Genomic DNA, 13,175 nt, shown 5'->3' with positions numbered 1-13,175 from the left:
GCCGCACCTCACCTCATCACGCAAGCCCTAGGGCACGAGGAGAACCATACACATGCGCACCGACGACTTTGACTACCCGCTCCCAGACGAGCTCATCGCACAGGCACCCGCGGAGCCGCGCGACTCCTGCCGCCTTCTCGTACTCAACCGCGAGGACGGCTCGCTCGAGCACCGCCACTTCACCGACGTGATCGACTACCTCGACCCCGGTGACCTTCTCGTTGCAAACAAGACGCGCGTCATGCCGGCGCGCCTCGTGGGCCACAAGCGCGGCACTGGCGGCGTGGCCGAGACGCTCCTGCTCAAGCGCCGAGAGGACCTCGACCCCATGGGCCATGTGTGGGAGTGCCTCGTGAACCCCGGCAAGCGCCTCCGCCAGCCCGGCATCATCATCGAGTACCGTGCGGGCGGCCTGCACGCGCCACTCTCCGCCGAGGTCGTGCTCACGGGCGAGATTATCGACTTCCTCGAGGACAACCGTGGCGGCCGTTTGGTGCGCTTCGAGCCACAGGGAGACCGCACGCTCGACGCTGCCATCCACGAGGCCGGCCACGTGCCGCTTCCGCCCTACATCACCAAGTACGAGGGCGATCCCGAGAAGTACCAGACGGTCTACGCCATGCACGAGGAGCACTCCGCGGCGGCGCCCACGGCGGGCCTGCATTTCACGCCGGAGCTCATCAAGCGGATCGAGGACAAGGGCGTTGGCTGGAAGACGGTCGAGCTCGAGGTGGGCATCGACACCTTTCGCCTGGTCACCGAGGACGACCCAACCAAGCACGTGATGCACACGGAGCGCTACCACGTGCCCCAGGACGTGGTCGACGCCGTGCACGCCACCAAGGCAGCGGGGCACCGCGTGGTCGCCGTGGGCACCACGGCGGTCCGCTCGCTCGAGAGCGCCTGGGATCCAGAGGCACCCGCGTCCACACCGGCGGTCACGGCCCGGCGCTTCGAGGACGCACCGGACTCTGCCGCCGTTACGGGGCGCGGTGACATCGTCGAGCGCCGCGACGCCACCACCAACCTCTACCTCATGCCGGGTTCCACCTACCACGTGGTGGACGCCCTCATCACCAACTTCCACGTGCCCCGCTCGACGCTCATGATGCTTGTCTCGGCGCTTGCCACGCGCGAGCAGATCATGGCCGCCTACCAGGCAGCCATTGACGAGAGGTACCGGTTCCTCTCGTTTGGCGACGCCATGCTCATAAGGTAGCGCTAACAAAGGCCCGGCGGCGACCCCATGACGGGGTCGCCGCAGCGGCTACGCGCCTGCAGATACCGTGCCCGTAGTGGTCACGCTCGTCGAGGCGGCCGTGCCTGCGGCGTTGCCGCCCTGTCCAAGCAGCATAGAGCCGACGAGAACCACCACCACTGCCACCAAGACAACGAGAATCACCAGCACGGCGATGCGCGTGGTACGCGTGCGCCGCCGCAGCTCCTTCTCCGCGCGCCCCAGCTCCTCCACCTTTGCACGTTGCGCCTCAAGCGTCTGCTCGCGCTCGGCGATCGAGCGGCGCAGCTGCTCCGTTGCCTGTGGCGTGTCGTGGATGCTCTTCGCCTCGCTGAGAAGGTCGTTGGCCTTGCTCGCGTCCGTCCTGGCGTTGTCGCGCAGGCGGTTCGAGCGCTCGATCTCTGCCTTGTGGCGGTCGATGTTGTCCGAGAGCTTCTTCTGGCGCGCCTCCGCCTCTGCGCGGAGGTGGTCGTACTCACCGCGCCGCTCCTTGGCCTCGGCCTGCATGGCGTCGGACTCACGCTGGGCGGTCTCGAGCGACTGCTTCTGGGTCCAGAGATGCGTTTGGGCGTTGTCGACGGAGGACTGCGCGTCTGCTGTCGACCTGGTCACGGCAGCCTCGGCAGCGCTTACGTGCGCGGCCTCGGCAGCGAGCTCCTGGCGAACCTGCGCGATGGCATCGCGCTTGGCGGATGGGTCGGCAAGGAGCTTGTCAAGCTCCCCCTGGACCTTGCGCTGGCGTGCCTTTGAGTTGTCTAGCGCGCGGTTTGCCGAGGCAATCGCCTGCTCGCGGCGGTCTGTGGCATCCTTTACCTGGCCCTCTGCCGTGCGCACGGCACGCTTGGCCTCGGCGACGGTGCGCGTGGCGTCGTCCGCGCGGCCCTTTGAGGACTCGGCGAGCTGCTTGTAGGGGCGAAGCGCCTGCTCATCGTCGGCGCGCATCTTGGTGAGACGGGCCTCGAGGTCCTGCAGCTCGTGGGTGAGGCGAGCGGTGTACTGCACGGCGTCGGCCGCGCGCTTCTGGGCGTCAGCGAGTGCCGCGCTTTGCGCCGTCATGATGTCGTCGTAGCCGCCCTCGATGCTCTCGCGGTGCTCGAGCGCCGAGCGCTGTGCGGCAAGTGCCTTCTCGGTGGACTCCATCTGCGACTTTGCGGAGGAGTACTGGCGCGACGCGTCACGCACGTCGCGCAGGGCGGTGAAGCCGGCGGCTATGCCCTTGCCTGCACCGCGAGCGGCTCCCGCTGCCGCGCCCGCCGCCGCGCTTGCCGCGCCCGCCGCCTTGGAGGCTGCCTGCGCGGCTCCCTCACGCGCGGCCTTGGCAGAATCCTTGGGGACGCTTGCGTTGCCTGCAGCACCCGTGGGCGCATCCTGCACGGTTGCCTTGTTCTTCTCGACGGCGCCCTTCTCGTCCTTCTTGCCCTTGCCCCAAGCCATGAAGGCTCCTCTCGAAAGCGCGCCACGTGGGCGCGAAGCTAAATGTTGTAGTTGCAACGGCGCAGCGGCTTTTGCATCCGCGCGCACCCTTCCATTTTGCCGCAAGCGTCCGTATATGGTGCTAATCGAGTTGCTTGAGAAGAGTTTGTCCGTCAGCTGTCCATGAAGTGTGTAAACTATACGAGCGTTTGGTACGATATAAGCAATTCGGGGATTTTCTCCCCGAGCCTAGTCAGGGAGTCTAGAAGGGGAGTTCTAACATGGTTTCCAAGCAGACTACGATCATCAACGCCACCGGCCTTCACGCCCGTCCCGCGTCCGTCTTTGTGACCGAGGCCAAGAAGTACCAGTCCAACGTCACCATCAAGAACGTCGACAAGGACACCGCGCCCGTCAACGCCAAGTCCATCATGATGATTCTTGCCGCTGGCCTTGGTACCGGCACCAAGATCGAGATTGCCTGCGACGGTCCCGACGAGCAGGAGGCCCTCGATGCCCTCGTCGCCCTCGTCGACTCCGGCTTTGGCGAGTAGGCTGCGCAAGGACATGTGCAAGCAGGCGGCCCGGGTCTCCCGGGCCGTTTTCATGACGCAAGAGGAGCACGCGATGGAGCCCAAGTGGTTCACCTACGACATTGTCGCCGAGGATCCTGCCACGCATGCGCGGGCGGGTGTCCTGCATACCCCGCACGGCGACGTCCCCACGCCCATCTTCATGCCCGTGGGTACCAAGGGCACAGTGAAGGGGGTCCTGGTGCCGCAGCTCAAGGAGCTTGGCGCCAAGATCGTCCTTGCTAACACCTACCACCTGGCCATGCGTCCCGGCGCCGACCTTGTTGCCGAGATGGGCGACCTTCATGGCTTCACCCGCTGGGACGGCCCCATCCTCACGGACTCCGGCGGCTTCCAGGTCTTTAGCCACGAGGAGTTCTGCAAGCTCTCTGCCGACGGCGTGCGATTTCGCGCGGTCGACTACGACGGGCGCTGGTTCACCTGGACGCCCGAGGAGAACATGGACATCGCCCAGAAGCTGGGTGCCGACATCGTGATGCAGCTCGACCAGTGCGTGGGCTACCCGGCCCCGCGCTCGAAGGTCGAGCGCGCGGTGGAGCTCTCCGCAATGTGGGCAGAGCGCTGCTGGAAGGCCCACACCCGCACAGACCAGGCGCTCTTTGGCATTGTGCAGGGCGGGATGGACCTCACGCTGCGCAGGCGCTCGCTGCAGCACCTTCTCGACGTGGGCGACTTCCCAGGCTTTGGCATTGGCGGGTACTCGGTGGGCGAGGACCACGAGACCATGTTCGAGAGCCTGGCGCCCCTGGCCTCACAGTTTATGCCGCGCGAGAAGCCCCGCTACCTCATGGGCGTGGGCAACCCCACCACGCTCGTGCGTGGCGTGGCGTACGGCATCGACATGTTCGACTGCGTGCTTCCCACGCGCACGGCGCGCATGGGGACAGCCTTTTCGAGCGAGGGCAAGCTTAACCTGCGCCACGCGCGCTTTACGCACGACGCCGGCCCGCTTGACCCTGCGTGTAGCTGTCCCGTCTGCCAGGGCGGATACTCTCGCGCGTATCTGCATCACCTTGTGCGTCAGAAGGAGATGGCCGGCTCCATCCTGCTGTCGATGCACAACCTGTACTTCCTTCTCGACCTCATGCGCCGCGCGCGCGAGTCGATCATTGCAGGCACGTACGGGGAGTTCGTCTCGCGCTGGATGGACTCGCCTGCTGCTGCCGACTGGTAGGCGCTCGGACTTTGTTACCGGGCCGTCGCGACTCCCGAGCGTTCTCCCAGATAGCACTGGCGGTTCCCAAACGGGCCGGTAACAGTGGCGGCAGCGAGACGTGTGATATTACCGGCCCGTGGTCTCCAATCAGGCCTCACCTGCGAAAACGCTCTGGGGCCAAGACGGCCCGGTAACAACGGGCGGGTGCGCAGGATGCGGGCAAGGCGAGAAGAGAGCAACCGGCGGCGGGGGTCGAAGGGACGGGGCCAAAGGCCCACTCAGCGTCGTTGCGGGGCAAACCCTATAATGGCTTCGGAAAACAACCACAGCCGGGCGTCTCCCGCACCCGGACGGCATGTTTGCCGAAAAACGGAAGGTTTGCACATGGCCCAAAAGCAAGACCGCGAGGCCCCCAAAACAGGCCTCGACCGGTGGAACGCTACCGAGTCGAAATCCCGCGGCTCGAAGGGCGCCCGCTCAGCTCGCCCTGCACGCACCAAGCGCCGCCGCATGAACCCAACCGTGCGCCGCTACGTCTCCACGATTGTGGTGACGGCTGTCGTCTGCGTGGCATGCATCTTCTGCTTCACTCCGCTCGGCGAGCGCATCACCACTGGCCTTGACATCCAGGGTGGCGTCTCGGTGATTCTCACCGCCTCCAAGCAGGATGGCTCCGCACCCACCGCAGATGAGATGAACACCGCCAAGACCATCGTCGAGAAGCGCGTCAACACGCTGGGCGCCTCCGAGGCAACCGTGCAGATCCAGGGTACCAACTCGATCCTGGTCCAGATTCCCGGCGCCACGGACGCGGACTCTGCGGTCCAGACCATCGGCCAGACCGGCCACCTTGAGTTCGTCCGCCTCGACGACATCGGTGACGCGGACGCTCTCGCGAAGATTGAGGCCGGCGCCTCCAACGTGACGCTTGAACAGGGTACCTACACCGCCTTCCTCGACGGCTCCTACATCGAGTCAACCTCCGTCGCTCAGTCCTCGACCTCTGTGGGCACCTATGCGGTGAACATCACCTTCAACTCCGAGGGTGCTGACATCTTTGACCAGGTGACTAAGGAGCTCGCTCCCACCAACGGCCAGATCTGCATCGTGCTCGACGGCGTGGTGCAGTCCGCTCCCGCCGTGCAGGAGGAGATTTCTGGCGGCAAGGTCTCCATCACCGGCAACTTCACGAGCGACGCTGCCCAGGAGCTCAAGACAGTGCTCGACTCCGGCTCGCTGCCGGTTAGCCTCAACTACTCCGAGAGCCGCGTGGTTGGCCCCACGCTCGGCCAGGACTCGCTCAACCAGGGCATTCTCGCCCTTGTCATCGGTGTAGCCATCGTAATCGTCTACCTGTTCTTCTTCTATCGCGGCCTGGGGCTCCTCACACTTGGCTCACTGGTGGTCTTCGCTATTCTCTACCTGGGGCTTCTCGCCATCCTCTCGCACTACGGCATGTTCTCGCTGTCGCTGCCGGGACTCGCGGGCATGGTTCTCACCACGGGATCCGCTGCAGACTCCTCGATCCTGGTGCTCGAGCGCTTCCGCGAGGAGATCCGTATGGGTCGTACCGTCAAGAACGCCTCCGTCTCGGGCGCGCGTCACGGCATCATGACCTCGCTTGACGCCGACATCGTGACCCTCGTCACCGCGCTTGCGCTCTTCTTCGTGGGCACCGGCACCGTCAAGGGCTTTGGCCTCACGCTGGCGCTCGGCGTCGCCTGCGACATCGTGACCATGTTCGGCTTCAAGGCGCCCACGCTCCGGCTCCTCGCCGCCCATGTCATCCCGTCGCACCCCGGCTTCTGGGGCGTCGACCAGGATATCGCCGAGGCAGAGCGCAGGTCCCAGGAGGCTCAGAAGGCGAGGGGCGCCAAGGTGCCCGCCTCGTCCGCGAAGGGGGGTGAGGCTCGTGCGTAGCCACTTCTCCCACGAGATCTCGTTCATTGGCCACCGCAAGCAGTTCCTCATGCTCTCGTGCATCCTCGTGATTCTCTCCATCGTGGGCCTCGCCGTGCGCGGCCTGGTCTTTGGCATCGAGTTCACGGGTGGCACCGAGATAGACTTCTACCAGACGGGCAATATCACCATCGAGCAGATGCGTGACGCCCTCGCGGCAACGGATGAGGGCACAGCCACCGTCCAGACCACCACCACGCAGGGCGAGGCGGGCTTCCTCGTTCGCTCCGACACTACCGACCCCACCACCGCAAACGCTCACGCGCAGGCGGCCGCCGAGTCCCTGGGCCTCACGAGCGACAACTACACCGTCACGACCATCGGCCCCGACTGGGGCGCCGACACCACTCGCTCCTCGCTCATGGCGTTTGGCGTGGCCATTCTCCTCATCATCGCCTATGTCTCGTTCCGCTACGAGTTCAAGATGTCCATCACGGCCGTGATCGCGCTCATCCACGACCTCGTGATCACGCTGGGCGTCTATGCCTGGTTCCAGATCGACATCTCGCCCAACGTCATTGCCGCACTGCTCACCATCATGGGCTACTCGCTCTACGACACCGTGGTCGAGTTCAACCGCATGAACGAGAATGCCAAGCAGCTCCGCGACGGCGTGCACCACACCTACTTCGAGATCTGCAACTTCTCGATCAACGAGGTCATCGTCCGTACCATCAACACCACGATCGTGACGCTCGTGCCGGTTATCTGCATGCTGGCCATCGGCGGCGCCACGCTCAAGGACTTCGCCTTCGCTATCCTCGTCGGCGAAATCCTGGGCACCTACTCGAGCTTCGCCGTGGCATCCCCGCTGCTGGCAATCTGGAAGACGCGCGAGCCCAAGTGGGCCAAGCTCGAGGCAAAGTACGGCAGTGCAGCCAAGGTTGCGGCAGCCCCCGCTGGCGACGCCGAGAAGAACGAGCCCAAGGAAGTCTAGCGTGCCCGGCCTGCTTGACAGTCGACGCTGGGATGTCCTCGACGCGGATCCGCGCGCCGAGGCGTCTCTCGCTGACGCTCTGGGCGTGCCACCGCTGGTGGCGCGGGTCCTTGCTGCCCGTGGCTTTACCAACGTTGAGGCGGCCCGTGCATTCCTCACCCCCTCGCTCGAGCGTGACTGGGCAGATCCTCTCATCATCCCTGGCATGGCCGAGGCGGCAGACCGCGTCGAGCGCGCAGTGAGGGCGGGGGAGGACATCGCCGTCTTTGGCGACTTCGACGTGGATGGCATGAGCTCCACCTGTATCCTCGCGCTGGGCCTGCGCGAACTGGGCGGGCGCGCCCGCGCCTACATCCCGCATCGCTTTGGCGAGGGCTACGGCCTCACCAAGGCGGCACTCGACCGCGTGCTGGCAGACGGCAAGCCCGATCTCATCGTGACCGTCGACAACGGCATCGCTGCCGAGCACGAGGTCGACTGGCTCCGCGAGCAGGGCATCGACGTGGTTGTGACCGACCACCACGAGCCGGCAGACCTTGTGCCCCAGGGCGTTCCCGTGACGGACCCCAAGCTCGCGGCGGACGGTCCCTCTCGCGATCTTGCGGGCGCGGGCGTGGCGCTCAAGCTCTTGGCGGCGCTGGGCCAGCGCTTGGGGAAGCCGGACGTCTGGCGCTCTTACACCGACGTCGCCGCCCTGGGCACCCTCTCGGACATGATGCAGCTTTCGCCCGAGAACCGCGCCATCGTCGCCGACGGTATAGAGCGGCTGAGAAGGACCTCGCGTCCCGGCCTGGTGGCCCTTGCGGCCTGCGCGGGTCAGGATATCTCTGAGGTCACCGCGGACTCTCTGCCTTTCTCGATCATCCCGCGCCTCAACGCGGCCGGTCGCATGGGCACCACCGACGTGGCAATCGACCTGCTCATGACGAGCGACCCCGCCCAGGCACCGGTGCTTGCGGGGCAGCTCGAGGACATCAACAGGCAGCGCCGCGAGATAGAGTCTACCCTCACCGAGGAGGCGCTCGCGAAGGTGGCCGCCACCTGGCACGGTGGCCGCGTGATTGTTGTTGGCGGCGAGGGCTGGCACGAGGGCGTCAAGGGCATCGTGGCAAGCCGCATCGTGAACCGCTACCACGTGCCCGCAATCCTCTTCACCATCCAGGATGGCATTGCGCGCGGGTCCGGTCGCTCGGTTGGCTCGGTTGACCTATTCCGTGCGGTCGAGCAGTGCTCTGACCTGCTCGTCCGCTTTGGCGGTCACGCCGGTGCCGTGGGCGTGACCTGCGAAGCGTCGCGTCTTGACGAGTTCCGCGACCGCCTGGAGTCCGTGCTTGATGCCCTCCCCGCAGAAGAGTTTGAGTCGCGCGGTGAGGTCACGGCGGTCGTGCGTCTCTCCGAGCTCACCGTCTCCTCTATTGCATCGCTCGAGGCGCTGCAGCCCTTCGGCCAGGGCAACAAGAAGCCTCTCTTCGCCGTGCGCGGCGTCACCATGAAGAACCGCTCGCGTGTTGGTGCCGATGGCGCCCACCTGCGCTTCCTTGCCACAGACGGTATCTCTTGCGTTCCCGCCATCATGTTCCGCGTGCCGGACTGCCCGCGCGCCTGCGCTACGGACAGCGTGGTAGACCTTGTCTTCGAGGCTGTCGACGAGACCTGGCAGGGACGCACAAAGCCCAAGCTCATGGTCAAGGACATACTCTACCGTGACGGTGGGGACGAGAAGCCCTCTGGTCCCAGCTTTGTGGACGAGCTCTTTGCTCGCGAGGGGGGCGCCGAGGAGGGAACCGCCGCTCCGTGCGCCGTGCCGCCCTGTGCGCCGGATGAGCCTCCCGCGGCGCGGACACCCGCTGCCTCGTCCCAGAGCTACGACTCCCTCACGAAAAGTCTGGCTCATGCCCTCATCGGCGAGAATCCGCTCCTTCCCGCTCAGCAGGAGGCCCTCTCGCGCCTTGAGGCAGGCCGCTCCACCCTCTGCGTGATGGCCACGGGGCGCGGCAAGTCTCTCGTCTTCCACGTCCACGCAGCGCGCACGGCACTCGCTCAGCACCGTGCCAGCGTCTTTGTGTACCCGCTGCGCGCGCTTGTGGCCGACCAGGCGCACCACCTCGCCGACGAGCTTGCACCTCTCGGCGTGGGCGTGGCGGTGCTCACGGGCGAGACACCCGCGGACGAGCGCACCCGCGTCTACAAGGCCCTGGCGTCCGGCCAGGTGGACATCGTCCTCACCACGCCCGAGTACCTGGCTATCCACGTGGACGACTTCGCACGCTCCAGGCGCGTGGGCTTCCTTGTGGTGGACGAGGCGCACCACAGCTCTCCAGCCGGCTCGGGGCCGCGCGACGCCTATCGCGACCTGCCCCGCGTTCGTGCAGTGCTCGGCGAGCCTACCGTCCTCGCCGTCACGGCCACGGCCTCGCCAGAGGTCGCCCACGACGTCTGCGACCTCTGCGGCATTGACGCCCAGGACGTAATCGTGGACCCCTCCGTGCGAGACAACCTCCGCCTGGATGACTGCCGCGGGTTGCGTGACCGCGACGCAGCGCTCGTCTCGATTGTGGCCCAGGGCGAGAAGTGCATCGCCTACGTCAACTCTCGCGCGCGCTCGGTGACGCTGGCCAGGCTGCTGCGTCATCAGGTACCGGAGCTTGCTCCTAAGGTCGCTTTCTACAACGCCGGCCTTCCGCGCGCGGACCGTACCCACGTCGAGCGCGCCTTCCGCACGGGCGAGCTCTCCTGCATCGTCTCGACCAGCGCCTTTGGCGAGGGCGTGAACATCCCCAACGTGCGCAACGTGGTGCTCTACGACATGCCGCTGGGGCGCGTGGAGTTCAACCAGATGAGCGGCCGCGCCGGGCGAGACGGGAACAGCGCCTGCGTGCACCTGCTCTTTGGCCAGCGTGACCTTGTCTCTTCGCAGCGCATCCTCGACCAGGTGGCGCCCACGCGAGACGAGCTTGCCGCCCTCTACCGGGCACTGCGTGGCATCTCCAAGGGTGCCGCAAGCGTGGGGCAGGCGTCCTTCTCGGCGCACGACTCTCAGCTTGCGACCATGGCGACGGTGAAGGGCCGTCCGCTCACCGAGGGCGCCGTCTCCTGCGGCATCCAGGTCTTCTCGGAGCTGGGTCTGCTCTCGCTTGCGGGCTTTGGGGATGCGCGGCTTATTACCATGGCGACAAACCCAGGCCACGTGGATCTCGAGGGTTCTGCCCGCTACCTCGAGGGCATTCGCGAGCGCGAGGCGTGCGGCGAGTTTGGCGAATGGGTACTCTCATGTACTGAGGAAGAATTGCTCTCTGCGATAAACAGGCCCATTGCGCCCGACTTTGGCGTTCGCGTGGGCGAATAGGAGGAGGGGACCATGGGCGACGACGGCACGATGGCCGAGAAGGCCCAGGACGCACTGGTTGCGACGCCTGCGGAAGGAGCCAAGGCTCCGGTGCCTGCTGGCGAGGCATCGCCTGCCCCCGTGGGCCCTGCTGCCCCCGTGGCACCAGCTGTCCCAGTAGAGGCCCCGGCGGCCCCTGCGGCCGCGGCCCCCGCGGCTCCAACCCCGGTACCCGCCAAGAAGCCTGCGGTCCCCGACGCGGCCAACTTCCGCGTGCTCGAGGAGGCCGCGCGTGCCTATCTCGATGACGAGGAGTGGGCAAAGATCGACCGCTCCTACCACTTTGCGGCCGACTACCACCGTGACCAGCGCCGCCGCTCGGGCGAGCCCTACATCAACCACCCCGTCGAGGTGGCCCTCATCCTCTGCGAGGACCTCCACATGGACGAGGACACCATCTGTGCCGCGCTCCTACACGACACGGTGGAGGACACCCCGGCCACGCTCACGCAGATCTCGGACCTCTTTGGTGAGACCGTGGCCGAGCTGGTGGACGGCGTCACCAAGCTCACGTCCATCAAGGTGACCTCGATGGACGAGAAGCAGGCCCTCAATCTGCGCAAGATGTTCCTCGCCATGTCCAAGGACATTCGCGTGGTCATCATCAAGCTTGCGGACCGCCTGCACAACATGCGCACCCTGGCGGCGCTGCCGCCAGACCGCCGCCTCTTCAAGGCGCGCGAGACCATGGACGTCTACGCACCTCTCGCCGATCGCCTGGGCATCTCGTCCATAAAGTGGGAGCTTGAGGACCTGGCGTTCTTCTGGCTCGAGCCCGAGGAGTACCAGCGCGTGGCGCGTATGGTGCAGGACTCGCGCGCCCAGCGCGAGGACGACACCGAGGCTGCCATCAAGACCCTGGACGACGAGCTCAAGCGCGTGGGCCTCAAGAACTACCAGATCACCGGCCGCCCCAAGCACCTCTGGTCCATCTACCAGAAGATGACCCGCAAGGGCCGGGACTTCTCGGACATCTACGACCTTATCGCCCTGCGCATCATCACGCAGACGGTGGGGGACTGCTATTCGGCGCTTGGTGCCGTCCACACGCTGTGGCACCCCATGCCCGGCCGCTTCAAGGACTACATCGCCACGCCAAAAGCCAACCTCTACCAGTCGCTCCACACCACGGTGGTGGGCCCAGACGGCAAGCCCATCGAGATCCAGATTCGCACGGTCGAGATGCACGAAGCCTCCGAGTACGGCGTCGCCGCCCACTGGCTCTACAAGAAGGCCGGCAACTCCAAGGGCAAGATGTCCGCCGAGGACCGCTCGATCGACTCCACCATCAACTGGATCCGCAGGAGCCTTGACTGGGCCGTCGAGGACGACATAGACGACCCGCATGAGTTCCTGAACAACCTTCGCGTGGACCTCTTTGAGCACGAAATCTTTGTCTTCACGCCAAAGGGCGAGGTCATGAGCCTGCGCCGCGACTCCACGCCGCTCGACTTTGCCTACGCCGTCCACACCGAGGTGGGCAACCACTGCGTGGGCGCCAAGGTCAACGGTTCGGTTGTGCCGCTCACCTACAAGCTCAACATGGGCGACCGCGTAGAGGTCCTCACCAACAAGAACGCCAAGCCCAGTCGCGACTGGATGAACATCGTGGTCACGCCCTCGGCCCGCGCCAAGATCCGCAAGTACTTCTCGGTTGAGACGCGCGCGGATGACGCCGAGCAGGGCAGAAGCGAGCTCGCCCACGAGCTGCGCCGCCGTGGCTACGGCATCTCTACGCAGCGTACGGTCAAGGCCATCGACCGCGTGTACCCTCAGTTCGACTACCGCACGCCCGACGACCTCTTTGCCGGCATTGGCACAGGCAAGGTCTCGGCCAAGCAGGTGGCCAACCGCATCGAGGAGATCCTCGAGGAGGGCTCGCCCGAGCAGCTCGAGGCCGCGCGCAAGGAGGCTGAGCGCCAGGCTGCACGCGAGGAAGCCATCAAGGAGAACAAGCCCCTCATGCAGTCCTACGCCATCACGCAGACTGCCAAGGGGGCCAGGCGCCGCAGCAACTGCGGCGTGGTCGTGAAGGGCGACGCCGACCTTCTCGTCCACCTCGCGCACTGCTGCAACCCCGTGGCCGGCGACGACATCGTGGGCTTTGTGACGCGCGGCCGCGGCGTGTCTGTGCACCGCGCCAACTGCCCCAACGTTCGCGACCTCATGAACCACCCCGAGCGCATGATCCCTGTGGAGTGGGACACCTCCGGCGCCACCGAGTTCAGGGTCGAGATCGTGGTCGAGGCCACGGACCGCATGGGGCTCCTCAAGGACATCACCATCGCCATTGGCGACGCAGGCGGCAACATCCTCTCCGCGGCGACGCAGACGGGCAAGCAGGGCATCGCCCGCCTGCGCTTCATCGTGGCCATCTCGGACGCGAGCCTCTTGGACGCGCTTCTCGCCAGCGTCTCGCGCGTGCCTTCGGTCTACGACGCGCGCCGCATCATGCCCGGCGAAGGCGCCAACCAGATGAAGCAGCGGGTGTAGCC

Annotated in this window: 8 protein-coding genes; 7 read left to right on the top strand and 1 reads right to left on the bottom strand. The window is 66.0% G+C overall.

Annotated elements, in window-relative coordinates; genetic code table 11:
- The first annotated feature begins 52 nt into the window (after window positions 1-52).
- Window positions 53-1,219, top strand: coding sequence for a tRNA preQ1(34) S-adenosylmethionine ribosyltransferase-isomerase QueA (gene queA / locus AUL39_RS09440; RefSeq protein WP_059055634.1), 1,167 nt, complete (start codon window positions 53-55; stop codon window positions 1,217-1,219).
- 48 nt (window positions 1,220-1,267) lie between these two features.
- Here the strand turns inward: queA and AUL39_RS09435 are convergent, their stop codons facing one another.
- Window positions 1,268-2,671, bottom strand: coding sequence for a hypothetical protein (locus tag AUL39_RS09435; RefSeq protein ID WP_059055632.1), 1,404 nt, complete (start codon window positions 2,669-2,671; stop codon window positions 1,268-1,270).
- Window positions 2,672-2,931: 260 nt separating this feature from the next.
- Between AUL39_RS09435 and AUL39_RS09430 the strand changes: the two genes are divergently transcribed.
- The 6 genes from AUL39_RS09430 to AUL39_RS09405 all read left to right on the top strand — a co-directional run bounded on the left by AUL39_RS09430 (window position 2,932) and on the right by AUL39_RS09405 (window position 13,173).
- Window positions 2,932-3,204, top strand: coding sequence for an HPr family phosphocarrier protein (locus AUL39_RS09430; RefSeq protein ID WP_032110786.1), 273 nt, complete (start codon window positions 2,932-2,934; stop codon window positions 3,202-3,204).
- A gap of 52 nt (window positions 3,205-3,256) precedes the next feature.
- Window positions 3,257-4,417: a tRNA guanosine(34) transglycosylase Tgt gene (gene tgt, locus AUL39_RS09425; RefSeq protein ID WP_235810829.1), complete on the top strand. Its 1,161-nt coding sequence runs from the start codon at window positions 3,257-3,259 to the stop codon at window positions 4,415-4,417.
- A gap of 366 nt (window positions 4,418-4,783) precedes the next feature.
- Entirely contained in the window at window positions 4,784-6,319 is a 1,536-nt protein-coding gene (gene secD, locus AUL39_RS09420) for a protein translocase subunit SecD (RefSeq protein ID WP_059055629.1), read from the top strand.
- Complete coding sequence (gene secF / locus AUL39_RS09415) at window positions 6,312-7,295, top strand: protein translocase subunit SecF (RefSeq protein WP_059055628.1); 984 nt, start codon at window positions 6,312-6,314, stop codon at window positions 7,293-7,295. Before secD ends, secF begins: the two co-directional genes overlap by 8 nt.
- A gap of 1 nt (window position 7,296) precedes the next feature.
- A complete protein-coding gene (gene recJ, locus AUL39_RS09410) occupies window positions 7,297-10,641 on the top strand; it encodes a single-stranded-DNA-specific exonuclease RecJ (protein WP_059055626.1) in 3,345 nt (1,114 codons plus the stop codon).
- A 12-nt stretch (window positions 10,642-10,653) separates the two neighbouring features.
- Entirely contained in the window at window positions 10,654-13,173 is a 2,520-nt protein-coding gene (locus tag AUL39_RS09405; RefSeq protein WP_059055625.1) for a RelA/SpoT family protein, read from the top strand.
- Window positions 13,174-13,175 lie beyond the last annotated feature (2 nt).

This window comes from Tractidigestivibacter scatoligenes (assembly GCF_001494635.1).
Classification (GTDB): domain Bacteria; phylum Actinomycetota; class Coriobacteriia; order Coriobacteriales; family Atopobiaceae; genus Tractidigestivibacter; species Tractidigestivibacter scatoligenes.
The sequence above is the reverse complement of the archived record's forward strand: the minus strand, read 5'-3'. Positions and strand labels throughout refer to the sequence as shown.